General features: G+C 69.3%; 17 protein-coding genes. 8 read left to right on the top strand and 9 right to left on the bottom strand.

What is annotated here, in order from left to right; genetic code table 11:
* Nucleotides 1-223 precede the first annotated feature (223 nt).
* The 3 genes from AB0O34_RS29060 to AB0O34_RS29050 all read right to left on the bottom strand — a co-directional run bounded on the left by AB0O34_RS29060 (nt 224) and on the right by AB0O34_RS29050 (nt 2,645).
* On the bottom strand, nt 224-1,102 hold the full coding sequence (locus AB0O34_RS29060) for a hypothetical protein (protein WP_363920744.1): 879 nt from the start codon (nt 1,100-1,102) through the stop codon (nt 224-226).
* A gap of 13 nt (nt 1,103-1,115) precedes the next feature.
* Nucleotides 1,116-1,940, bottom strand: coding sequence for an aspartyl/asparaginyl beta-hydroxylase domain-containing protein (locus AB0O34_RS29055; RefSeq protein WP_363920742.1), 825 nt, complete (start codon nt 1,938-1,940; stop codon nt 1,116-1,118).
* 345 nt (nt 1,941-2,285) lie between these two features.
* Nucleotides 2,286-2,645 (bottom strand): hypothetical protein, encoded by a 360-nt coding sequence (locus AB0O34_RS29050; RefSeq protein ID WP_363920740.1) that lies wholly within the window; start codon nt 2,643-2,645, stop codon nt 2,286-2,288.
* Between the two features lie 316 nt (nt 2,646-2,961).
* On the opposite strand from AB0O34_RS29050, the gene AB0O34_RS29045 reads away from it, so the two are divergent.
* The 8 genes from AB0O34_RS29045 (at nt 2,962) to AB0O34_RS29010 (ending at nt 9,623) form a co-directional block, all read left to right on the top strand.
* Nucleotides 2,962-4,308, top strand: coding sequence for a helix-turn-helix transcriptional regulator (locus AB0O34_RS29045; RefSeq protein WP_363920738.1), 1,347 nt, complete (start codon nt 2,962-2,964; stop codon nt 4,306-4,308).
* On the top strand, nt 4,305-5,012 hold the full coding sequence (locus AB0O34_RS29040; protein WP_363920736.1) for a creatininase family protein: 708 nt from the start codon (nt 4,305-4,307) through the stop codon (nt 5,010-5,012). The genes AB0O34_RS29045 and AB0O34_RS29040 overlap by 4 nt, the downstream gene beginning before the upstream one ends.
* Nucleotides 5,013-5,309: 297 nt before the next feature.
* Nucleotides 5,310-5,624, top strand: coding sequence for a hypothetical protein (locus AB0O34_RS29035; RefSeq protein WP_363920734.1), 315 nt, complete (start codon nt 5,310-5,312; stop codon nt 5,622-5,624).
* A 113-nt stretch (nt 5,625-5,737) separates the two neighbouring features.
* A complete protein-coding gene (locus tag AB0O34_RS29030) occupies nt 5,738-6,562 on the top strand; it encodes an adenosylhomocysteinase (protein WP_363920732.1) in 825 nt (274 codons plus the stop codon).
* A gap of 3 nt (nt 6,563-6,565) precedes the next feature.
* Entirely contained in the window at nt 6,566-7,117 is a 552-nt protein-coding gene (locus tag AB0O34_RS29025) for an NUDIX hydrolase (protein WP_363920730.1), read from the top strand.
* Between the two features lie 364 nt (nt 7,118-7,481).
* Nucleotides 7,482-7,793, top strand: a complete 312-nt coding sequence (locus tag AB0O34_RS29020) for a calcium-binding protein (RefSeq protein ID WP_363920746.1) — start codon at nt 7,482-7,484, stop codon at nt 7,791-7,793.
* Nucleotides 7,794-7,796: 3 nt separating this feature from the next.
* Nucleotides 7,797-8,987: a hypothetical protein gene (locus tag AB0O34_RS29015; RefSeq protein ID WP_363920728.1), complete on the top strand. Its 1,191-nt coding sequence runs from the start codon at nt 7,797-7,799 to the stop codon at nt 8,985-8,987.
* Nucleotides 8,988-9,134: 147 nt separating this feature from the next.
* Nucleotides 9,135-9,623, top strand: coding sequence for a hypothetical protein (locus AB0O34_RS29010; RefSeq protein WP_363920726.1), 489 nt, complete (start codon nt 9,135-9,137; stop codon nt 9,621-9,623).
* Between the two features lie 81 nt (nt 9,624-9,704).
* Here the strand turns inward: AB0O34_RS29010 and AB0O34_RS29005 are convergent, their stop codons facing one another.
* From AB0O34_RS29005 to AB0O34_RS28980, 6 genes are all read right to left on the bottom strand, one after another.
* On the bottom strand, nt 9,705-10,922 hold the full coding sequence (locus AB0O34_RS29005; RefSeq protein WP_363920724.1) for a TIGR02679 family protein: 1,218 nt from the start codon (nt 10,920-10,922) through the stop codon (nt 9,705-9,707).
* Nucleotides 10,915-14,967 carry a TIGR02680 family protein gene (locus AB0O34_RS29000; protein ID WP_363920722.1) on the bottom strand — a complete coding sequence of 1,351 codons (4,053 nt, stop codon included), beginning with the start codon at nt 14,965-14,967 and terminating at the stop codon, nt 10,915-10,917. The genes AB0O34_RS29005 and AB0O34_RS29000 overlap by 8 nt, the downstream gene beginning before the upstream one ends.
* On the bottom strand, nt 14,964-16,331 hold the full coding sequence (locus AB0O34_RS28995; protein ID WP_363920720.1) for a TIGR02678 family protein: 1,368 nt from the start codon (nt 16,329-16,331) through the stop codon (nt 14,964-14,966). Before AB0O34_RS28995 ends, AB0O34_RS29000 begins: the two co-directional genes overlap by 4 nt.
* Entirely contained in the window at nt 16,328-17,884 is a 1,557-nt protein-coding gene (locus AB0O34_RS28990; protein ID WP_363920718.1) for a TIGR02677 family protein, read from the bottom strand. The genes AB0O34_RS28995 and AB0O34_RS28990 overlap by 4 nt, the downstream gene beginning before the upstream one ends.
* Before the next feature lie 117 nt (nt 17,885-18,001).
* Nucleotides 18,002-22,567 carry a DEAD/DEAH box helicase gene (locus tag AB0O34_RS28985; protein ID WP_363920716.1) on the bottom strand — a complete coding sequence of 1,522 codons (4,566 nt, stop codon included), beginning with the start codon at nt 22,565-22,567 and terminating at the stop codon, nt 18,002-18,004.
* A 4-nt stretch (nt 22,568-22,571) separates the two neighbouring features.
* Complete coding sequence (locus tag AB0O34_RS28980; RefSeq protein WP_363920715.1) at nt 22,572-24,080, bottom strand: hypothetical protein; 1,509 nt, start codon at nt 24,078-24,080, stop codon at nt 22,572-22,574.
* Nucleotides 24,081-24,567: the final 487 nt, after the last annotated feature.

The raw sequence follows: 24,567 nt of genomic DNA, 5'->3' as shown, positions 1-24,567 counted from the left end.
GCTCGCTGGGGAGATCGCCCCAGGACGGGCGGGCCGCTGTGAAGCCGAGCGGCGGATGGTCGAACAGATCGGATGGCACGGTGGAAGGCCCCTCAAGATGTTGGGATGGCTGCGGCAACCACGCCGAGCAGGGGCCGAGAGTGTCTCGTCTACTCCTGCTCGGCGCTGATAGCTCGCCGTTCGACGTGAAGGGGCACCTGACAACCGTATCGCTCGGGCCGACTCAGTCGAGTTCGAGGTGGTAGCGGTAGGCGTCGATGGCCGGGCCCAGCGCCGCCATCGTCTCCGGTACGGCCCGGTGTGCCAAGGCCAGGATGCGTTCCAGGGATTCGGCCAGGGAACGCATGGTCGGCACGGGCGGGCTGGTGATGAGCGCGTCCAACTGTGCCAGGCACCAGCGGCCGATCGGGGTGCGGCCGATCTCGGTGTCGAGGTGGTACCAGCCGTACTGGGCCCGCTCGGGGGTGAGCGCGGTGCGGATCAGGCTGCGGACAGCGGTGTGGAGCATATGGGTCTCGGCGTAGGCCATCAACTGCTGGCCTCGCAAGATGCGCTTGTGGATCATCCAGGTGAGTACGAGCGTCTCCACGAAGAGCTGCTCACAGGTGGGCGCTGCGGCAAGACGGTCGGCGACGAACGCTGCGGCGGCGCGGTCATGTAGTCGGTCACCGCCGTACGGCGCGGTGTAGATGGCGCGGCCCCGAGTGACCGCGGCGATGTGGTCGATGCGGTCGGCCGGGGCGAGGTACAGGTCCAGCTGGCAGAGCTTGCCGTCGTGCTCGATCAGGTGGACATAGCCGAGCCCGCCCATGCTGGGCACGATGGTGTCGCTCCAGCCGGGCAGGATCGCGCCCAGCTGGGTGGCGGCCAGAGCATGATGGGCGCCCACGAACTCGGAGAAGGTCGGCGCGTGGACGCCGATGACGAGGTCCACGTCCGACAAGCGGTCGGAGTCACCGCGAGCGAAGGACCCGCGGACGAGCAGGTTCGTGACAGCGGGGCTGCTGGCCAGCAGGCCGGAGACGCGCTCAAGGATCGCGATCTGGGCGGGCCGGTTGACCACCACGAGATCATCAATGGCGGCGTCGAGAATCGCGGACATGGGACAGTCCTCCCTATGAGGCGGTGCCGAGCAAGATGGATTTCCGGTGACGCCAGTTTTGGGCGGTGCCGGTGTCGCCGAGTGTGTCGTGCAGGTCGTGGAGCAGGTCGTAGACCTGTCCCTCGCGCAGCTCGTGGGTGAAGTAGAGCTGCAACAGGTGCCGCTCCGCGGCGTCGTGGTAGCCGAGCCACGACAGCGTCAGTGCCTGCTCGACCTGCTGGTGGGCCAGCGCGTCGGTCAGTGGCAGCAGCGGCCGTACTGCGTCGTCGGGAAGGTGCTGGCCGTTGGCCAGCTCGGCCAGTTCTGGGCTCGAGTAGCAGTCCAGGATCAGGTGCAGCCGGGGTGGGCCGTACCGGTTGCACGCGCCGTGCGCGTGAGTTGGGGTGAGCCGCCACAGTCGACCCGCGGACAGGTGTACGGCCGAACCGCCCAAGACCATGTAGGCCGCGCTACTGGTGACCAGGGGGATGTGAAGCCGGTGTCGCTCGACGGACTTCAGCTCGCCGTAGTCGCGGTGCTCCCACAGGAACGACCCGGGCTCCAAACGGGCGATGCGGGCCCACATGTAGCGGAGGCCGAGGTCGGACAGGAGCTGACGGGTGGCCGGCATGGCGGCCAGCAGGTCGGTTGCGACCGGCTCGCAGTCGGTGATGGTCACGTCCGTGGCGGTACCGGTCTGGTTCAGAAGCGACAGCGTGCCCCAGCCGCCGGACTGATATTCGCCGTACTCGGTGACCCAGCCGTCGGGGATGGTCAACGTCTCGTGGCGGACGCGATCCAGCAGGTCGAGGTCGATGGTGTCAACGCAGGCGACTTGCTGAATCAGCGGGGTCGTCATAAAGGGTTCTCCGTTCTTCTCGGGGTGAAAGGGGGTCAAGGGCGACGCCGGTGCTCCTGCCAAGCCAGCACCAGGCACGCGACCACAAAGGCACCGACCAGGACCAGCGCGGCGATGTCGCCCGTGGACATGAGCGCTCCTTCCCTTCTGGTGGATGACGCCCGGCTCGTCCGGCTCGGGCCCGCCGTGCGTCTATCGGGTACGGCCGAGCAGAAGGCGCTCCCGCAGCCCCTCGGCATCGGCGGACCAGGAATGCTGTCGGTAGGTGATCCAGCCGCCGTGGAAGTCGGAGGATCTGCCAGGTGCGGCGATGGCGCCGCTGGAGTTGCCCGAGCGTAGGAGCGCTCACAGTGCCGTCTGCCAATCCCGAGCACGGCCTACCAAGAAGGCCAGCGCTTCGGCTCCCTCATCGACCGGGAACAGGAAACGGAGGTCATCGCCCATCGGACGAATGCAGTAGGCCAGCTCACTCTGCCCCCGAATGATCGTGACCGTCGCCCGCAGCCGGCAGTCCGCTCCGCGGACCTCCAGTTCGGGAGGCATGTAGCTGGGCGCCTCGTACTCATTGAACCGCAGGCGGAGCCGTATCACCCTGACCTCACGGCCGTAGACGCCATGCATCTTGAGGCCGTCACTGAGCCCACCGAGCAGAGCACCGTAATGTGCTGCTGTGGACTGAGACACGGGGTCAGATGTGATCGACACGAGGTCAGCTCCTCTTCGCAAAGTGAACCGTTCGCTCCCGCGAGTGACCATCGACGGCCGGCCAGGCGCAATTCGGCATTCACACGATTGACCAGGATGAACAGCGATCCCGCATCCCGGCCAGGGCGGGTACTTTCTTGAATTCGCTCCGAGACAACAGGCATGGCGTCAAGGATGGTTAAGCGAACAAGCACAACCCATCCCGCGGCAGTATCCATAGACGGCATCCCGGTATCCCGTGACGGGATAGAGCGCCAGCACATATCGTCGGATATGTCCTTGCGGGTACCGATTCGGCCTGAGAGGAAATCACCGCATGCCCGTAGGCTCGGCAGGCCCCGTCAAGGTCCCCGCCTCCGTCTGGCAGCTACCTGCGATGCTCGCGGCCCTGCGTATCCGTGACGTGGGGCATGTCCTCCGGCTCGTACGCCAGTACGCCGGGATGAGTCAGACAGCTATCGGAAACGCGACAGGTCTCAGCCAGGGCAAAGTCAGCGAAATCATGAAAGGGGCGGTCCACGTCACCAGGCTGGACGTCTTCGAGCGGATCGCAGGCGGCCTGGACATGCCGGACGCCGCACGTCTCGCGCTGGGACTTGCACCCGACTACTCCGATGCGCCCCGTTCCAGCGACACTGCCAGCGCTTGCCCAGAAGATCCTTTCCCTCAGGGACCGGCCACCAGCACCGGCACGTCGGCGCAGCAACTCAGCTTGAGCGGGCTCACCAGCGCTGCGACTCCACCGATTGTGGCCGGTCTCCGCCGTATCCTGACCGCGCAGATCGAAGCTGAGGCGATGATGGGGCCGCAATTGCTCATCAGAGGCGTCCATGGGCAAGTACCCATCATCGAACGCGTATGCCAAGTAGCCAAGGGAACCGATCGCGTCGAGGCACTCGATATCGGCAGCGAGTTCCTCGAATTCTTCGGTTGGCTACACCAGGACTCCGGCAACTTCGTAGAAGCCATGACATGGACCAACAAGGCCCTGGACTATGCGATGGAGGCAGGGGATCAACATGTCATCTCATATATCCTCATGCGGAAGAGCAACATTGCCGCAGAGGCGGGCGACTATGCCCACGGACTTGGTTTGGCGAATGCAGCTTTGTCCAAGCCCAGCACTCTGACTCCACGACTGAGGGCTGTCGTTCTACGGGCTCGTGCGAACGCATACGCCCATCTCGGCGAGCTAGGTGGTTTCACCGAGGATTCCGAGGCTGCACTCGCCGAGGCTTCCGCAGCCATCAGCCAGGTGGAGAATGACCGTGCACGGTACTGCACGCCCTCATATATCGAAATGGAAGCGGGCGCATCCTGGGTGCTACTCGGACGCGCCTCCCAAGCCCTGCCGATGTTCGAGGAGAGCCGGTCCCAATGGACGGACTCAGGACAGGTCCGTGACCGGGCTCTGTGCCTGGCGCGTCTGGCGACCGCCTATGCCGTGGCCGACCAACCTGAGCAGGCTTGCCTGGTCACCGATGACGCCATCGCGCTGACCCATGTACTTGGTTCGGGCAGGGTACTCGCGCAGCTCAAGGCCCTTCGCCGCTCTTTGGCCAGATGGTCTAAACAGCACGATGTAGAGGACTTGCTCGCAAGGCTGGACATCGTCACCACTGCGTCTCAATCTTCACCGTCCAAGCCGGAAGGAACCTGGTGAACCACCTGCTGACCACAGCGACCACGACGGACGAACAAGACCGCAGCGCGTCACTGGCAATCCTCCCGATAGGCAGCTTCGAACAACACGGCAGCTATCTTCCTCTCATCACGGACACGGTTGTCGCGTCCGTGATCGCACGAGAGCTGGCCAGCGCCTATCGCGTCCTTCTTCTTCCTCCCGTGACCATTTCATGTTCGCACGAGCATAGTAATTGGCCCGGCACTGTCAGCATCTCGGCACAGACGCTCTACTCGATTGTCAGCGATGTCTATGACTCAGTGACCCGTAGTGGAATCGCGACTCTCGTAATCGTGAACGGGCATGGCGGTAATTACGTCCTCAGCAATGTCGTGCAGGAAGCTAACGCCAAAGGTCAAAGCATGGCGTTGTTCCCAACCAAGGAAGACTGGAACGAGGCCAGAGCCGCCGCCCAGCTCTCCTCATCTATGCACGAGGATATGCATGCGGGAGAGCTTGAGACCTCCATTCTGCTGTATACCTGTCCAGACCTGGTACGCGATGGATACGAGTCAGCTGACTGGACGGCAGGCGACAGGCGCCATTTACTGACGTCCGGAATGCAGGCATACACCACAAGCGGAGTCGTCGGGCTCCCGTCTCTGGGCACGGCGGACAAGGGCAAGGCCGTAGTCGAGTCGCTGACCCGTAGCTTTTCCGAGGTCGTGCGCCTTTTCGAATAATGCTGGACATCGCGCCACTCATGTGTGCGCTACAGGCCGCTTTGCGTAGGTAACGGCCCGGGTGGGCGTCAAGCGGCTCACCCGTCATCTGGGTCAGGGGTGGGGCTAAAAGGTATCCCCACAGGCTCTAACTCATGGTGCGGGTCTTCGTGACCCGCTGTCTGCCGAATGTTGAGCCTCGGCCCCGCCTCACCTTGATCCCATGGCGGATGACAAGGATTGCGCCGAGACGATCGAGCAAGGACAATATGCGGGGTTGCGTACGCGAGGCTTATACCGGACTATAAGGTGGCCATCATGGGTGACAGGTACGAGAGTAAAGCCGCGCCCAGTATGTTGCCCAGCGCGCCGATGCCGATTGTTCTCAGTTGGCTGGTAATCGTCGTCGCGCTATTGATCATTCCCGACCATATCAGTGACATAGCGACAGGCAGTCCCGGATACCTGACCAGTTGGCTCGACGCGGGGTCGGCCTGGCAGCGCACGGAACACGTGGTTTCGCTCATCGTCTGGACTCTCATGACCCTGGGCGCGGTCAAGAGCCTGCTTCGTCATCGGCGCGGCCGCTCAACGCTCCCCGCGGCTATGGAGCATTCCGATACCCACGAGTAGACGTCGACCCGCTTCAACGCGGTCGCATGGGCTGGGGAACAGACATCGCCCGCACAGGGCGAGCGCCTGCTGTCCTTCGGTATCGACGGGATGCGCCCCTCAGCCGACTCTTGATGACGGCACCTGAGGAGGATCCGGACGGCTACTTCGCGCCGTCCCTGGCCGCGCTGTGCGAGCGGTTCTCCGGGTCCGTCCTCGGCGTGGTGGAGGACACCGAGAACGGGCATCGCCGCTACGCCGGGCTCGCCGATCTGGCCTGTCCGGTCGTCTCCGTCGCCCGATCCCCGCTCAAGGATCCCGAAGACTTCCTTGTCGGGCAGTCCGTCGTGTTCTCCACCGAGGCACTCCTGCGCGGCCGGGGGGACATCCCGTCCGGCCGACCGGCCCTGGTCGTCGGCTTCGGCAAGCTGGGCAGCTCCATAGCCCGGCTCCTGCATGCGAAGGGTGTGCACGTCACGGTGTTCGACATCGACCCCGTGCGGCGCGCCCAGGCGCTCAGTCAGGGATTCACCGTGGCCCGCGACCGCGAGACGGCGCTGGCGGGAGCCGGGCTCGTGCTGTGCGCCACGGGTGCGCTGTCACTGCGGGGCGAGGACTTCCCCCACCTGCGCAACGGCGCCTACGTCGCCACCGTCACCAGCAGCGAGGACGAGCTCGACCTCGATGGTCTCCCCAACGTGTACAGCCGGGCCGACGCCGGCGAGCACATCACCCGCTACCAGACAACCGGGCACTACTTCTACCTGCTCAACGAGGGCAACGCCGTCAACTTCCTGCACGGCGCCAGCGTGGGACCGTTCATCTATCTCGTACAGGCTGAGATAGTCGCCGGGATGCACATGCTCAGCCGGGGCGACCTCGCCCCCGGGATGCACGAAGTCAGCGCCACCGACAGAGCCGCGATCGCGGCGACCTGGCTCAACTATTTCGACAGGTGATCCATGACCATCACGGCGCGGCACATCCGCGAGACCCTGACCGGCTACCTCGCCGCTCACCCGGACGAGACCGCGGCGCTCACGCCCGTACTCGACCTTCTGGACACCGGGGACGACATCGCCACCCGCAAGGAGTTCCGAGGGCACGTCACCGCCGGAGCCGTTCTCGTCAACGACCTGGGGCTCGTCCTCCACGTCCACCACCGGGCCCTCGGCGCCTGGCTGCTCCCCGGCGGCCACCTCGAAGACACCGATGAGACCCTGCTCGGCGCAGCCCTGCGGGAACTCTCCGAAGAGACCGGCATCCCGGCCGGAGCCGTGACCCCGATGGGAGACAGGCCGCTGCACATCGACGTCCACCCCATCCCCGCCAACGACGCCAAGGGCGAACCGGAACATCAGCACTTCGACTTCCGTTTCCTCTTCCACACGACGGCCGACATCGCCGAACTGCAAACCGAAGAAGTCATCGCCGCCACCTGGCGCCCCGCCGAAAGCCTTCACGACCAGTACCTACGCCAGCGCCTGCCGATCGGCAAGACGAGAACCCGGTGATGGCGGGCCAGACAAGCCTCCCTTGATCGCTCCGGAGTCGCGATCGCCGGCTTCTCCGCCGGCGACGATGAGGCGTCCGCGTACGGCGACCCGGGCTGGCGCGCGGGCAGGGGCGGCAGGCTGGTTCGATCATCGGCACGCCGGCACGCCAGCAGTGTGCGGAGGCGGTCGTTCTTCTGGCGGAGCTCGGCGATCTCGGCCAGAGCCATGTCCAGGCGGATTCGAAGTTCGACCCGGTCGTTCCATTCGGCCCATCTGTCCACAGCCACTATCCTGCGGGATTCGCCCCACGCAACCAAGTGACCACCAGACGTGTCCGCGAAAGTGATTTCGGCACGCCCCATCTTGGTTACGCTTGCTCGCCATGGCTGGACTGAGCAAGGCGGAACTGGAGGCGCTGGTCGAGCAGGCCACCGTCGACGCCTATGACGAGGACGAGCAGGTATCCGGCTTTCACATCATGCTGGAGGAGCACTTGGCCGTACCGTTCGAGACGACGGTCCTCGACGTCGAGGTGACGGTCAAGAAGATCGACTTGCTCTCGGGAAGCGGGATCGTCGCGATCTGCGCCCGCGGGCCGCACCGGCAGGCGATCGGCATCCTCGACCTTCCGCTGCCCACGCCACCACCCGAAGGTTCTGAATGGATTGACGCCTACCGGCACTGGGGGCCGTGACCGATGAGTGAGTACCAGTACTACGAGTTCCTCGCGGTCGACCGTCCGCTGGACGCCCGTCAGCAGGCGGAGGTCCGGGCGCTGTCCACCCGTGCCCGGATCACCGCCACCAGCTTCACCAACGAGTACCACTGGGGCGATTTTCGCGGCGACCCGAACCAGATGATGGAGCGGTACTACGACGCCCACCTGTACCTGGCCAACTGGGGCACCCATCGGGTGATGCTCCGCCTGCCCCGGACGCTCCTCGACCTGGACATCGCCGAGCGGTACTGCGTAGGAGACCAGGTGACGGCCTGGACCTCCGGCGAGCACCTCATCCTCGACCTGACCAGCGAGGACGAGGAGGACGAGGAGGGCGAGTGGGTAGAGGACGAGGAGGACGCACTGTCGGCCATCGTCGGCGTACGCGCCGAACTCGCCGCTGGGGACCTGCGGCCGCTCTACCTGGCCTGGCTGTCGGCCTACGGCGTGTGGGAACGCGACGAGGACGCCTTCGACGACGAGGAAGAGGACGCGCTCGAACCGACGGTGCCGCCGGGGCTCGGCACGCTGAGCGCGCCGCAGCGGGCTCTGGCCGACTTCCTGCGTCTCGACCCCGAGCTGCTCGCGGTGGCGGCCGAGGGCAGTCCGCTCCAGGCCATCGTCAAGGAAGATCCGCGTGAACTGGCCGTATGGCTCACGAAGCTTCCCCAGGACGAGAAGGACGAGTTGCTGATGCGGGTCGTCGTCCAGGACCAGGCGGCCCAGGTACGGATGGAACTGATGCGCCGGTTCCGCGGTGAACCCAAGATCGACGCTGGTGAAGTTCCCAGGCGTACCGTGGCCGAGCTGCTGGACGCCGCGGCGGAACACCGTCAAGAAGGCGAACGCCGCACGGCGGCCAAGCGTGCCCAGGAAGAGGCTCGCCGCGAGCGGGAGCGGGCCCTGGCCCGTGAGAAAAGGCTGGACGCGCTCGCCCGCGACGAAGACGCGGCCTGGTCGAGGGTGGGCGCGATGATCGCCACCAAGAGGCCAGACGAGTACGACGCGGCCGTCGAACTGCTCACGGATCTGCGGGCGGTGGCTCAGCGCGCCGACCGTCTCGACGGGTTCGCACGGAGCCTCGCATCCCTACGCCAGGAGCACCTGCGCAAGCCCTCCCTCATCGATCGTTTCAACCGCGCCGGACTCGACGATCCATCTACCGGTTGATGTTCCGCCCGCGAAGCGGCGAGCGGCCGTTCCGGCCAAGGGGCCGACGTCCAAAGAGATCGTTGACCGGATGTGTCGGGAAATTTATCGTCGGTTGTGCGACGCCCTGTCGCGTCCGCCCTGCCGTCTCTCGACACGGAGGCATTGATGTCCCGGAAGCTCTTCGCCAGGCTCGTCCCCTTGGCAGCCGCCATCGTGCTGACCGCCGCGTCGGCGCCTGCCCTCGCCGACGTGGTCGACCCCGCACCGATCGGCCCCGGCCAGTACTTCTCCGGCCTGGTGAACGGGCAGACGGTCAGATCGACCATCAAGATGGCCTGCTTCGGTCCGGTCGTCCCCGGCCAGACCGGACATCCCATGGCCGGACAGACGGTCGGAGTCCGGCCCGCCCCCTCAGGCTCGACCAGCGGCGTCGGATACACCGGCAGCGCGGCCAACGCGATCGGCGTCGCCTTCAGGAACGCCTCCACCGCCACGCCGCCCATCGTCCTGCGCTACTACGGAACGGCCACCGAGATCCCCACCTCGCTGAACCTGCCCTGTTACGGCAGCGGCGTCCTGGAATTCCTGCCCACGCCCACAAGCCCCACCGCCCGCCCGGCGACGGTCAGCGTCAACTTCGTCGGCCAGCCCTGACCCATCGCCGCCGTGCCGGCCCATACGCTTCGTCCACCTCGTCGACGGTGATGGCGCGGCACCCCCACCCGGGCTTCGCTGTCAGGCGTCAGCCGAGAGGTCGGTGCGGAGTAGTGGGATGAGGCGTTCTTCCATGACGGCCCGGCCCTCGGCGGCCATCGCCTCGGCGAGGGCTGTATCCCAGGGGCTGCCGGACCGGCTGCCGGTCAGCGGAGTGGACTCGCCCTCCGCCAGACCGGCCGCGTAGTCAGTCGCCCCCATCCGCCAGGGCGACGCGCCATGCCGTGCGGCTGCCGCCTCTACGATGCGCAGCCCCGTCCAGTCGAAGTCGGCTCGCCAGCGCAGTCGTGACCCGGCTGCCGTTGCCGCGGCGAGCAGTTTGTGGCAGGCGGCCGACGGGATCCCCTCGGTGCAGACCAGGGCGGCTGACCGGGCTCCGAGTTCCGCCGCCGCCGCGCGGAGCACCGCCGGGTTCTCGCAGACGAAGATCTCCTCGGCGACCGGCACGACCGGGTGTTCCCCCTGCTGGTGGAGCGTGAGCCGGAACGGGATCCCGAACGCGGCGGCGTCGTTGAGCCACCTGGAGACCACCTCGTCGCCACGGGTCCTGACGTTGAGCACCAGCACCTGGCTGGCCAGGTCGTCGACGATCACACCTACGGACTCCCACAGCGCCCGCTGCCCCGTCCTGTCCGAAGGCGGAGCAGGAGCACCGGACCGGAGCGCCAGGGCGCGCAGCACGAGCGTCGCCAGCGGGCTGCCGGCGACGAGCGCCTTGGTGTCGCCGGTGGCCGACTCGGCCAGGACGGGAAGCGGGACGAAGGTCGCGGGCAACTGGTCGAGTACGGCTGTCGCCTGCCCGATCAGGTGGGTGTCACCGCGCCGGACCAGGCGGGTGAGGGTGCCGTCCGCGGTCATCGCCGACAGCCACTCGGCGAACCAGGGTTCCGAAGCACACGCCGCGGACTGAGCCGCGGCCAGCAACGCCTGCCTGCCGGAAACCTCCGCGGCTCGTTCCGCGAGCCGGTCCCTGACCGGCCCGCCTACCGAAGCCAGTGCCTGGAGCAGGCCCATGCCGTGCATTTTCGTGAGGGCGTCATCCAGGTCGGCCAGCGACACGGTGAGCCGTTTGACGGTCTCAGGCCGGTAGGTCCCGGTGATACCGATGATCACCCGACGTTCGGCCTCGGACGGGTTGGCGAGCCCGACGGAACCGTCGATCATGCCCCCGGTCTGCTCCAGCCTGCGCCGGGCCGCGGCCAGCAGACGCTGCCATCCCACGCCCCGCAGCTCATCCAACGAAGCTCGCCTCGACCCGCCGGGTGCCGGGGGAGCCCAGCGCGACGGTCAGCTCTCCCGCGTCGTCGGCGAGTAGTTCGGCGCCGTCCCAGACCAGCAGCAGCGCGCTGACGGTGTGTTCCACGGGGGAATGGGCCAGGTCGTAGTGGGCCGCGGCGGGCACCGCGGCATGCGTGGCCCACAGGTCGTACCCGGTCATGAACAGGTCCAGGTCGAACTGGGCGGCCAGGCCCATCAGCTCGCTGCGCCCGGTGTCGTCCACCCCGGCGAACGCCTCGTCCAGGGCGAGCAGCCGTGGTGCGTCGGGCCGCGCCGAGTTGAGCATGGCGTGCGCGGCGGCGAACAGCGGCAGGTGCAGCGACACCGACTGCTCGCCGCCGGACAGCCGGCTGTGCTTGGCGCGGGTGAGGCGTTCCTCGGCGCCGCCGGGCCGGACGAGCTGGAAGGTGAACTGCCGCCACCGGCGGTAGTCGAGCACCTTCGTGAGCAGCTCCCGGTAGGGCAGCTCCCGTTCGCGGGCCCGGGCGTTCTTGATCTGGGTGGCGAAGTGGCCGCGCATCCGGCTCAGCTCGTCTGGGCCGAGCCGGGCCGCGTCGGCGTCGAGCAGACCGCAGACGGCCCGTTGCTCGTCCTCCAGGTTGTCGGCGAGCTGCCAGCTCACCCCGACCGTGGTCCCCGACGACATCCGGCGCGAGCGCATCTCGGTGTTCATCCGCCGGATCAGGTCGCGCGCGTCCACCGTGCGGTCGTGGATCTGCTGGGCCAGCCGGGTGAGCAGCGCGTCCTCCAGGATCCGCTGCTCGGACTCACTGAGCAGCTGCTGCTGGTCCTTGCGGCTGGAGGTCATCTTCGCGGCGAACGCGCCCACAGGTAGCGGCCCGTCCTCGTCGGCCACGCGGACCACGATCACCCCGTCCGCGCCGTCCCACTCGGGCCGGTAGTCCTGACCGGCGGAGGTGAGCTGCGCCTGGAGGTCGTCCAGCGCCTTGGTCAGCCGGGTGGTGGACTGCTTGAGCGAGATCTCGGTAGGAGTCAGGTCGCGCGTCACGGTGAGGATCGCCTCGTGGACCGCGGTGACCTCCGGCGGCAGCTCCCACTCGCCGGACATGGAGCCCGACCAGTCGGCCTCCTGAGCGGGCCAGGCCAGACCGGGCGGGCACTTCAGGACGTCGAGCAGTTCCCGCTGGGCGAAAGGGGCCAGGGCCTTGGCGGTCTCCCGTTCCTCGCCCGCCGCGACGTGCAGCGACTCCTGCGCGGCGGTCAGCTTGGCCTGCGCGGTGGCGACCTCGGTGAGCGCCGTCCGCTCGGCGGTCCGCGCGGACTCCGCCGCCCGGGAGGCGGCGATGATGCCGGTCTCGGCCAGCTGGACCTCGGCCAGCACCTGGCCGGCTTCGGCGCCCATGGTCTGCTGGAGGGCGTCCAGCTTGGCGGCTTCCTCGGTGTGCTTGCGCCGCGCACCCTGCTCGGTCCGCGCCGCGGCCGCCTCGTCGTCGGCCGCAGACTCCAGCCGCTCCGTGCTGCCCTCGACCGCGTCGCGCTGCCGCGCCTCCTCGCGCCGGCGTCCGGTCAGAGTGCCGGCCATGGTCTCGAAGCGCTGTACGGCCTGGGCCACCTGGTCCACGGCGGCGGGATCGAGGCTGTGTTCGGCCCCTGCCCGGCGCAGCGCCCGCTCGGCCGCGCCACAGGCGGCGACGGCCTCGTCATAACCGCTCTGCGCGCTGTCGGCGGTCTCACGGGTGGCACGCAGGCGTCCGGCGGCCCCCTCGTGCTCGCGGAGGGCCGACACGATCGGACCCGTCTTGGGCAGTGCGGCCCGGGCGGTGCTGATCGCTTCCAGCGCGGACTCGGCCCGGGCGCCGCGCCGGTCCAGCTCGGCGATGGTCTCGGTCAGCGCGGTGATCCGGGCGTCGCATTCGGCGAGCCGTACGGCCCGGCGGCGGGCCCGGGCCGTCGCCCCGATGTACTCCGCGTGCGCCTTGTGGTGCGCACCGACCTGGATGCCCTGGGCGAACCGGCCGTCGGGGGAGATCATCGGCCGGTCGTCGTCAGCGTCCCCGCCGAGCGCGACGGAACGCAGGATCGCGGTGATCCGCTCGGCCGGAACCGGGGTCTCCTCCTCGGGGACCAGCAGGTCCGCCAGGCTCGGCGTCACCGGGGCACCCGGCACCAGGTAGCCCTCGGAATCCCCGGCGGCGACGCGCTCCGGAGCGGGAGTGACCCAGGCGTCCAGCAGGTTGGCCGCCTCCAGCGCCGCTTCGACGGCGGCGGCGTGCTCCTCGGTCACGTGGTCGGCGAATCGGACCAGGCGCCAGAACGCGGCTCCGGCTTTCCCGTCGCGTTCCGCCGTACGGGCAGCGAACGCGGGTGGCGCGTCGTCGTGCTCGGCGGCGATCTCCGCCCGCTCGCCCTTGACCTGGGCGCGCTCCCGTTCGGTGGCGGCCCGCTCGGACTTGAGCCGGGCCTGGGCATCTCGCAGGTCCTGTACGGCTTGCGCGGTCGCGGCCCCGAAAACCGCGTCAAGACTCGGCGCGTCCGGTTCGCCGGTCTCCTCCAGCGCCTCGGCGAGCGCCTGCATGTCGCCCGGCACGTCACGGTGCCGTTCCCCCCAGGCGGCGAGCTGGGTTCTGGCGTCCTCGCGGGCGGCATCCACGCCCTTGGCGGCCTCCGCCTCGGCCAGCTCGGCCCGGGCGGCGGTGGCGAGGGCCCGGTCGAGGGCGATCCTGGCCAGGTCGCGGGTCTGCTCAGCCTTCTGCTGGGTGGCGATCGCGGCGCGGACCGCGCGCAAGTCGCCGGTCCGGGAGGCCACCCGGCCCCCGACCCGGTCGGTGAAGCCTGCCGGGTCGGCGTCGGCGGGGCTCCAGGTGATCCCCGCGGCGGCGGCCTCGTCGGCCAGGCCGGTGGCCGTGCGGGAAACCGCACCCTCAAGCTCGGCCAGCAGCCGCTGCGCGGTTGCGAGCTCGACGCGGGCCTTCTGGGTGGTGCCGGCGCGCCGATCCAGCTCGGTCCTGGCTGCCGCGGCGGTCTCCGCACACGTCCGCACCAGGCGCTCCAGGTCGGCGAGCTGTTCGAGGGCCTGGTAGGCGGCGCTGCTCTTGAGCTGCTCCAGCCGGGCCCGCAGCCCGGCCAGGGCGTCCTCGCTCACCGACAGCGTCTCCTCGGCCTCCGCCTGGGTCTGTTTCGCGGTGGCCAACGTGGCGGCGGCCGTACTCAACCCGGTGCGATGAGCGGCGACGTCCTCGCGGCGGCGGGTCAGCGCGTCGGCCGCCCAGCGCGAATGCGTCCGCAGGTAAGTGGTGTAGCTGGACAGGAACGACTGCGTCGCCTCGTCGGCGGCGACCAGCCCCTCCAGGGTCCGCTGCACCGTCTCCATGTCGTCGAAGGAGCGGGACGCCTCGGCGATCAGGTCGTCGTCGATCGGGCGAAGACCGTCGGTGAGGGTGTCCGACAGCTTGCCCGGGTCCAGGTTCTTGGCGAGTTGCGGGCGGCGCAGCGTCAGGATCAGAGTGATCAGCTGCTCGTACCGCTCCCGGCCGAGCCCGAACAGCCGCTGGTCGATCGCGTGCCGATAGTCCGAAGGAGTGGCGGTGAGCGCGTGCTCGCCCAGCTCCTCGGTGAGCTGCTTCTTGGTCATCGGCCGGTCGTCGGCGGTGAGCAGCGAGAAATCAGCACCCACCCGGCCCTCGGCGACGAAGTGCCAGCGGACCGGCGTGTCGCGGTGCCGCTGGGCGTGCAGGCCGATCCCCACCGTCACGGCTTCGCCGGTGTCGCGGTGCCGCAGCTCCAGCCAGACGTAGCCGAGTGCGCTGTCCTGCCCGCGGAAGAGCAGGTTGGACTTCATCGTCCGGTCCTCGGAGGCGAACGGGTTGAGCCGCTTGGGGTCGATGCGGCCGTCCAGCACGAAGGGGAACAGCACCTCCAGGGCCTTCGTCTTGCCCGAGCCGTTCGGCCCGCGAAGGATCAGCCAGCCGTTCGCGAAGGTGAACTCCTCGTCCCGGTAGTCCCACAGGTTGATGATCCCGGCCCGGGTGGGGACGTAACGCGTCACTGCGCTTCCTTGACGTCGAAGAGGGTGTCGGTCTGTGCCTGGGTCCTGCGTGCCCGGGGCTTCACCTCGGCAGTGGTGCCCCGGTAGCGGGCGAGCAGCGGGAGCGCCAGCACACCTCCCTCGACCCTGACGACCAGGCGGAGCGAGGCGAGCAGGTGCAGCGCCTCGCGGAGCAGCCGGTCCGGATCGCCCCGCCAGGCTACGGCGAAGGCCGTGCCGTAGGTGTCCATGAGCTGCTTCATCGCGGTCCGTAGCCAGGAGTCGGTGACGAACGGATAGACAGCCGTCTCGGCCGCCGTCTCCCGCTCAGCGGGGTCGGCCTCGCTCAGCTCGTCCATGACGCCCTTGACGGGCAGGCCGGTGTCGATCTTGGCCGCCAGGGCCGCGTCACGCTCGGCCGCCGTCGGCGCGGGCAGCGCTGGTGGCTTCGATTTCGTCACGTACGCGGCGATGCGCGCCGACAGCAGCAGCGCCGCCTGGGAGGGGGTGCCTCCGCTCGGGAAGCGCAGGTCGGACAGGCGCCCGGAGGCGTCGATGAGTGCCACGCCCTCGGCGCGGCGCTCCACGGTCTGCCCGGTCAGCCGCTCCAGGTCCTCGATGAGACCGGGGTGGCGGAGCTGGCCGCGCAGCGATTCACTCGCGTCCGCGTAGTAGACGACGGGGCGTTCCAGCACCAGCCTCCGCGCTCGCCGGGACGCGGCCTCGCGTACCCGGTGCTGGCCTTGGGCGAAACCGTGATCGGAGTCGAGCAGCCCGGTGACCGAGCGCATGTGCTGAAGCACCCGGCTCGGCCGGTAGATCGCGAAGACGACCTCGCGGTCGATGTCGTAGAGCGCCTCGGCCCGGTCGGGGTTGTTCACCCAGTCGGCGGCCGAACCGTCGGCGAGGGCCAGCGCGCCGCGCTCGGCCAGCCAGGCCACCGCGTCGACGAACGCGTCTCGATCCGGCTTGCGCTCGGTGTCCAGGCCGAGCCCGTCGATCCGGGCGGCGTCCGCGCCGACCGCCTCGGCCAGCTCGCTGAGCGCGATCTGGGTGCCGGACCGGCCGAGAGCCGCCAGGGTGAGCACCAGATAGGCATACCGGCGCCGGTCGAACGGCCGGTCCGTCTTGGTCCGTGCCGGACGGGTCACGTCGAGCTCGTCCTGCGTGCGGAGCAGCCGCGCGGTGTTCGCCGTGGTCACCAGGCGGTAGCCGAGCACCTCGTGCAGGTCGGCCCGGAGCTGATCGGCCCACCGGCGGATCAGCGGCAGCGCGGCCCGGTTCGGGTAGGCGTCGGTGATCAGCGGATTGCTCAGCAGCCACCGCACCGCCCGCTGGTAGTCGGCCAGCTCCAGCGAACTCACGTTCTCGGCGACCTTGCTCATGAGGACACCTCCAGTGTGACGCCGGAGAGGTGAAGCCTGCCGTGCACGGTCTTGACGGTGGTGGAGCCTTCGAAGGGGCGCAGCGTCAGCCGTACGCCATGGGCCGAACCGCTCGCGGTGACCTTCCTGCTCGTCGGCACCCGGGCGTTGAGCGCCAGGTCGAGCAGGCCCAGCAGGGCCTGGGTCTCCGGCTCGTCCAGCACGCGGCCGTAGAGGCCCTCGGCGGCGAGGGAGGCCGCCGCGTCGCGCCGCTCCCGGGTCAGCTTGAGCTGCTCGGCTCGGAGCCGCTGCCGCTGGGCGTCGTTGCGCTCGATCCTGGCGGTGGCCCCGGTCATCCGGGGCTCCCGGCCCGCCTCCACCAGGCCCCGGGCCAGCCGCACCGGATCGGCATCCCACCACGACAGCCTCGGAGGGATCAGCTCCGGGTCCTCGTGGGTGACCGAGATGTGCCGAGGGCCGCCCAGGTCGAAGACCGCCTGGAAGAGCCCGTGGGCCGCGTTCTCGTCGGGGCAGGAGACGAACCACTGGGCCAGGTGCCGGAGCTGGCTCTCGCGGCTCACACCCCCGCGCCGTGCCTCGGTCACCCTTCTGAGCAGAGCCAGCACGTTCGCGATCGCGGTGACGGTCGCGGTCTGCAGCCGCTCCGCCTCACTCTGGGAGTCCCGGCCCGCGCCGACACCGAACCAATGGGTCAGGCCGGACCAGCGCTGCCGCCAGTCCTCCTCCCGATCCCCGGGCGCGCGGAAGAGCCGGTCGTCGGCCGCCGCGGCGTGCGCGATCAGGGCGTCCACTCCGGTGTCCGCCACGGCCTGTACGGCTCCCGCCAGCCGGGGTGTGAACCGGGCGAGCTCCGCGGTGAACTCCCGCATGTGAGTGAGGAGCGCGTCCTTGTGGGTGAGGAACACCTCGGGCCGGGTGTCGTTGGTGCGAGCCAGGTCGCCCAGCATCAGATAGAAACGGGCGGCCCTCTGTGCCATGTCGCTCAGCACCTGGTCCAGGCGACTGAGCTTCCGGTAGACCTCATCGCCGTCGCCCGTCCGGTTGGCCTCGGCCAGCGCCTGGAGGTCAGCCAGGATGTCGGGAAATATCAGCCTTGAGAGCTGAGCGTCCTCCAAAGTCGACCCGAGGACGTCCTCGACCGCCCGGTACGCGCGGTAACCGGCCTGGGTGAACTGGTAGACGTAGTGCCGGTTGCGGTATTCGGCCAGGTTGGCCGCGCGGGTCCCGTCGTAGCTACGATCCAGCAGCCGCCACTCGTTCAGCGAGTCCAGCAGTGGCTGCACCTCGCCGATCTCCGGGCAGTCCGGGTGCTCATCGCGGAGCTGGTCCAGCAGGTCACGGGCACTGGAGGCGTGCAGCAGCACCTGGTAGTTGGCCCGGCCCCGGTCGAACGCCCGCAGCAGCCACAGATACTCGTTACGCTTCTCGGCCGCCGCGAAGTGGAACAGCCGCATCCGGTCGTCCAGCGTGAACGCGTCGATTCCGAAAGAGCTCGTCTCGACAGGGCTGTCATCCGCTGGAGTCTCGTCGATGAGGGGCTTGGGGAGGTTCACTGTTCCCGTCCGGCTCAAAAGTCTGTCAGGACCCATCAAGCATGCCGCACCAACCGACAACTCCCGCCACCTTTGAGTTATGTCCTCCAGCCGTACGCCATCGGAACCATCGTTGCCTCAGGTGAGCATGAGCGTGCCACTGGTGGTGAGGGCGCGCAGGACCTGGAGGGCCGCGCCGCGGCTGAGTTGGTCGTGGTGGCGTTCGTTGCGGCGGGTGCGCAGGCAGCCGTAGCACGAGGTCTCGGCGCCGCAGTCGCAGGAGGCGACTCGCTTGAGCGCGGCGCCGGCGACCACGTCGAGTGACTCGGCGATGCGCAGCGCGCTGCCCGCCCCGCCGGGGACTGTGTCGAAGACCACGAGTCCGGTCCGGCCGTCGGAGCCGGGGTTGATCGCGCCGTCGATGTCGTTCCTGCTGATCTCCAGCCCGTCCGCGGCCCCTTCGAGTAGCGCGTACAGGGCCGAACGCCAGTGAGCTGTCTCGATGAGACCGGGTGTGTCGAACCGCAACTCCAGGATGTCGGTCTCGAAGCTGTGCGCCAGGGAGCGCCAGCGCAGCGGCCCGGTGCAGTCGTTCTGCCGAAGTGGGTTGACGTGCGACTTGGCGGTCTTGCCCTGGTTCGGTGCGCCCCAGCCGCACCAGTCGCAGATCAGGAAACCACTGCCGGTAGGTCCCTCGGACAGGACGACCAGCCGGCCTCGGGAGCCGGAACGGCACCAGACCGAAGCCCCGCCGGGGGACGCCCAGCGGCGTTCGGCCAGCTCCTCGCCCAGGGAGACGATGTGGGTGGCGCCGTTCCAGGAGCCCTTCGGCGGTGCCGTGGCCGGTTTGGCCGTGCGGTGGTCGGCGACGAAGCCGAACTCCGGCACGTAGTACTGGCGCAGGGCTCCCTCGCTTGCGCTCCCGCACGCGGGACAGGCCGCTTCCAGCGTCTCGTCGCCCTCACGGTAATGCTGGCACGTTCGGCAGACCGTGTAGCTCCTGCTGATCAGCTCCCGGCCGGGGAGCCGGTAGACGCCCGCCGACCGCCAGAGCACACCGCCGGCCACCACCTCGGAACCGGGTGCGTACTCATAGATCGCCGAAGAGAGGTCGCGGCTGAGCTCCAGCCGGGCTCCCACCTGGCTGTCGCAGTGCGCGGTGCGCAACTCCACGCTGTCCACCGGGAAGCCGTACTTGGGCAGCACGTTCCGGTTCGCCAGGTAGCCGATCAGGGACCTCCGGGTGACGGTGTTGACGGTCCGCTCGTAGCGGGCGGCCAGGTCGCTGCGGCGCTTGGCGAACGCCTCACGGCGGCGCTCCTCGAACGCCTCGATGTCCTGGGAGAGTTCGAGACGCACCTGTTCGAGCAGCTCACACAGGTCGGTCACCCAGGCGCCCGTCTCCACTCCGAGTTCCGCCCGCACGGAGGCGGGTAACACCTGGCGCAGCGAGGCCAGCACACCGGGGGGGACGGGGGTGAGGAACGCCTTCACCTGGGAGCTCGCCCCGGACAAGAAGAAGTCGCCTGCGGTCTTCCAGACCGTCCCCGAGGTCTCTTTGGCGTACCGGAAGAAGGCGGCCAATGCCACAGAATGGGCATGCCGCCGGTCGATCCGGTCGTTGCCGAGCGGCACGTACGGCGCCCGCACCTGACCGGCGATCATCTTCTCCGGTTCCTGGTAACGGGACAGATCGTGCGAGCGCCGCTGGGCGTAGGTCAGCACGAGGGCCGCCGAGTCTGCGCGCCGTCCGGCCCGCCCGGCCCGCTGGATGTAGTTGGCCGTGGTCGGCGGCATGTTGCGGAGCATCACCGCCTGGAGTTCGCCCACGTCCACGCCCAGCTCAAACGTGGTCGAGCAGGACAGTACGTTCACCTCGCCGCGCAGGAACCGCTGCTGGATGTTGGCCGCCTCCAGCCCCGTCCACTGGGCGGTGTGCTCCTTGGCCAGCAGCGGCACCGGCGTCATCGCCTGATACAGCACCCGGTGGTGGTCATCGGCGTCCGGCTTGGCCGGGGTCAGCACGCCCTGGCAGCCGAGCGTCGGGCAGACCGCACGCACCGAGGTGGCGCTGATCCGCCGGCACAGCCCGCACTGGTAGATCTCATCTGCTGGGGACAGCTTCAGCCAGGTGTGATCCAGCTGGTGCACCTGCCCCAGCCTGGGCAGGGCGGCCGAACTCAGCCAGCCGTCTCGCAGCGAGGTGAGGAGTTTCCAGCAGCCGTCGAGGATCTGCCGGGCGTCCGCGCCGGATCCGAGGGCGGCCAGCACCCGGCGCAGGTAGTCGAGTCGCCGGTTGACGCCGCGCGTCGGCAGCCAGCTCAGCACCTTCAGCTTTGACCCGGCGCCGTCGCCGCGCACGTAGATCGGCCCGCGCCGGGGGTCGAACAGCTCATCGCGCGGATCGACTTCCTCCGGCATGGTGAGCGCGCCCTGCTGCCGGAGCGAGCGGGCCAGTTCGCCCAGGAGCAGCCAGCACTCGTCTGGGGTGAGGCCCAGCTCCAGCAGCGGCGCGGGCAGCCGCCAGCCGGGCTCGCGGTCCAGCTCTACCCGGAGGAGGCCGAGGCCTTCCAGGGACTGGCGTTCGTCCATCGCCACCAGCTCCCGCATGACCCACAGGGCCACCTCACGGCGGCGCTGCTGGCGGGAGGCCCGGCGTTCGAACACCCCGGCCTGTCCCGCCGCCGCGACCACCTCGTCCACCAGGTCGTCCACGGTGGCGGTGTCGTCCCTGGCGACCGCGCGCCGGAGTCCGTCGAGGATCAGCCGCCGCTGCTGGATCTGGGCGTAGCTGGACTCCAGGTAAGGGGCGAAATAGGCGGCCGCCTGTCGGCTGTCGCTGAAGGTCAGCAGCTTGCGTCCGCCGCCGGGCCGGTCCTCCTGCTCAGGCATCGGCGGCAGCGCCTGGTAGAGGGCGGTGGCCAGGACGGCCGCCGCCGCCTCGTTGCCGCTCTCGAACTGGCGGATCATGCCTGAGCCGCGCGCCCCGCAGGCCAGGCAGCCGCTGGGCGAGCTGGCGCGCGTCTTCAGCCGCCGCACCGGACGCAGCTGGGTCTCCTGGCAACCGTCCCGGCCGCACTCGCTTTGCCGTACCGCATGAAGCGCCCCACACCTGCCGCACAGGAACGCGTCCTGAGCCTCGGTCTCCGGCACGGCTTCGAGGGTCTCGTCGTCTTCGTCGGTCATCTCGGGGGTGTCACCGAGCAGCAGCCAGACCCGGAAGTCGTCCCGGCTCACCCGTGGGCTGAACACCTGTCCCCCGCCGGACAGCTCCACCGCGCCGATCAGGTGGACCGCTCCGCATCTCTTGCAGGCACCGAACTCGAAGACCGCCCCCGAACACCGGGTGCACGTCTCGTGGCGGCTCAGGGAGACATGTGGTCCGATGAGGCAGGTGAACGCACCCTCGGTGGCGCGGGCGAACAGGTGGTAGCGGGCCGACAGCACCGCGCTTCCCGAGAGGTCCCGGACCTTCCGGCCGACCGCCACCAGCGCGGCGAGGGCCTCAGCCGGTTCTTCCTGACCGCCGAAGAGCAGCTGGGCCAGGTCGGCGAAGGGCCGTGGGCCACCGGACAGGGTGCCGCGCAGCGTGGCCATGGCGTGCTCGCGGGCGAGAGCCGTACCGGCATCGGGCAGGCCGGACCGGCGGACCAGTTCGGCGGCCGGGTCCTCACCCACCGCCAGCTTCCGGTAATCCGCCGCGGTCAACGGCCCCCAGAACGGTCCGGACGGCATGTCCACCCGGGCGGCGGTCACCAGGTCCTGGCGGGCGGGGTCGCCCGGGACCCACTCGAACGGTGCGTCGAACAGCTTGGCGGCGAAGTCCATGACCGCGCCCGGCTCGTCGCCGACGGTGGCGCTGGTGGCGATGGCCTGCAACGTCCGGCCCTGCGCCACTCGGTCGTGCAGGCGGCGCAGCAGCATGCCGAGCTCCTCGGCCCTGGCACCGTCATACACGTGGGCTTCGTCCAGGACCACGAACCGCCAGCGGTCGGCGTGTTCGAAGAGTTCCAGGTCGGCCGGGCGAAGCAGCAGATATTCGAGCATCGCGTAGTTGGTGAGCAGCAGATGCGGGGGACCGGCCCGCATCTCCTCCCGGCTCAGCAGCTCGTTCGGCAGCCTGGGCTGACCCGGATTGAGCTCGTCGAACAGGGCTGCTCCCTGCTGTGCCTTCTCCGGCGTGTCACCTGTGTAGCGGCCGAAGGTGATCTGCGGTACGGCTGACAGCAGCTCGCGAAGCCGTTTGAGCTGGTCGTTGGCCAAGGCGTTCATCGGGTAGAGCAGCAGCGCCCGCACACCGGGGGACAGACGTCCCTCGGAAATGAGCGCGGACAGGATCGGCAGCAGGAAGCTCTCCGTCTTGCCCGAGCCCGTGCCGGTGGCCACCACCAGGTTCCTTCCGGTGGCCGCTTTGCGCAGCGCCTGCTCCTGATGCAGGTAGAGCGGCCGGTCCAGGGGGAGCGCAGGGCTACCCAGCGCCGCGAACGCAGGATCGAGGACGCCGTCGCCGATCAGCACACGGAGGGTCGCACCGGTCCGATAGGGCGGGGTGGCCTCCAGCAGGGGGCCCTTGGTCAGCAGCGGGCTGGCCGCGACCTCCGCCGCCAGCGCCGCGGCGATCGCCGGATCCCGCACCGGCAGCAGCGATCGGAGGTAACGCCGGTAAGTGCCGGCGATGAGCGCGCTGGTGGCGAGGGGATCCATAGGGTCAATCGTTGCAGAGCCACGGGTCCGGGGTGGTTTGCGGTGCGGGAGAGATCGTCGCCAGCGGGATGGGACGCCCGTACGGCCGGACCACCAGGGTGGCGTGCCCGTGCGCGGCCACGGTGTCCAGCACTCGCCGCAGGGAGTAATCCCCGCGTGCGTGCGGGGTCAGCTCCTGTACGACCGCACCGCCGGCGAAGACCTCGACGGGAAGCCGCTCCCGGGCACCTGGAATCTCGAACCGGAGCGACTGAAGCTCCGCCAACGAGGTTACGGTCAGGCGGAGCGGGGCGGTACGCCACTCCCGGCCGGTCAGCACCCGCATGTGCGGCGGGGTGACGGCGAAGGTCAGGGACTGACCCGCTGCGACGCAGGTGACCTGGCGCACGGTCTCTTCCAGGGTGAAGGTGAGTGCCTGTGGCGTCACCGTCAGACCAGGGTCCGTGCCTAATAGAGCGTCCGCAGGGACCAGACCTTCGTCGTCGAAGAGGCGGACCGGCGGGTCGTAACACACGGAGAGCCCCTCGGCGACGGTGACGGCCTCCTGAATGCCCCTGCCGCTCGCATCCCTGACGGTGACGGTGAACGTGCCGAGGAGCGGACGGGGAAGCCGTGCCCAGAGGTCGGCAGGGTCGGCCGGTGTCGCCGGTCCGCCACCGGCCCGCTCCACCGTGACCAGCCATGCGCCCTCCGGCAGCCACAGGGCGGGCGGTGCGGCCAGTACGGCGGAGCCGTCCGGCGCGGCCACTCCCGGTATGCGCTCGTCGATCAGCAGGTGTGGCCGGGCCCGCCTCCGGACCAGGCGGCGGGGCCCGTCTTCCAGGGCGAGCCACGTGACGTTCTCCAGGGAGATCTGCGCCAGCCGCCAGCCATCCCAGCCGAGCGGCAGAAAGCTCTCGGCGATCACCCGGAGCGGGGCGTCGGCGATCAGCTCGCGGCCGCGATGGTAGGCGACCCAGACGACGCTGGACGGTAGCTCCCCGGGCAGGTGCCGCCCGTCCTCGGCAAAGACGAGCAGGGCGTCCACGAACTCCGTGCCGGGGTGCGCCATCGGGGCGTCGTCGCGCTGGATCCCCTGGCCGAAGGGGTCGAGGCGGAGGAGGGGAGCGTCGGCCACGGTCCCGAGACCGGCATGCATCCTGATCGAACGCTTGACGTCTGGATCGGCTCGCAGACCAAAGGCCCGCAAGGCGCCCAGGAACGCCGCACCCCAGTTGCTCGCGCTGCCCCGGTGGTGGGAGGCCGCCCACCAGTGCGGCCAGAACGCGCCACCCCCGCCATGGCGGGCCGCCACACCGGCGATGCTCACCGCGACGCACGCGGGCCAGCGGGAGGCGAGCTCCTGATGGCCGAGCCGCCGGTAGGCCTTCCCCAGGGCGTCGGCCGCCGCCTCGATCATCTCCTCGGGCGCGTCGGCCTCGACGACCAGGGACACGCGGCGCAACTGCGCGGCCCACGACCGTTCGAGCAGATCGAGGAGGGCTGATGCGTCGAAAGTCTGGCGGTCGGGCACGGATACGGAGCACCTGCACGAGAAGGGATGTCGCTGCTCAGCGTAGCGGGATCGGTGACACGACTGGTGGTCGCTCGGCCTTGTCGCGCTGAACCCGGATCCTCCAGCGGGGCACGCCACCGCATACCACGCCGCCTGCCAGAGGCTGGCATTCCCGCGGCCAGGCCTGCGCGAGCCGTACTTCGCCGAGCATGCTGGCATCAGCCCGTACAACGCCTACACCGATCGGCCCACGATGCTGGAACTCGCCGGTGACGTCGCCGACCTCCGCCTTCAGCAGCCAGAGAGACGCCGGTCGCCTGTGCCGGGTTGGACCTGATCGGCTGGCCGGTTGGCGTGACAGGTGCTCAGGCCTACCATCCAGTGTGGTATCTCGTCCAAGCGATGGCGGCAGCTGCTGCCCGGCGCTGGTAGTTGCGTAGGTTCGGTACGCCTGGCGGTGCGGGCTGCCGGCTCATGCGAGTCCAGTAGCCGGCGTATGCGGCCG

The sequence above is a fragment of the Sphaerisporangium sp. NPDC088356 genome (genome assembly GCF_040685555.1).
Lineage (GTDB): Bacteria > Actinomycetota > Actinomycetes > Streptosporangiales > Streptosporangiaceae > Sphaerisporangium.
Note: the sequence above shows the minus strand (reverse complement) of the source record. Positions and strands in the feature narration are given on the sequence as shown.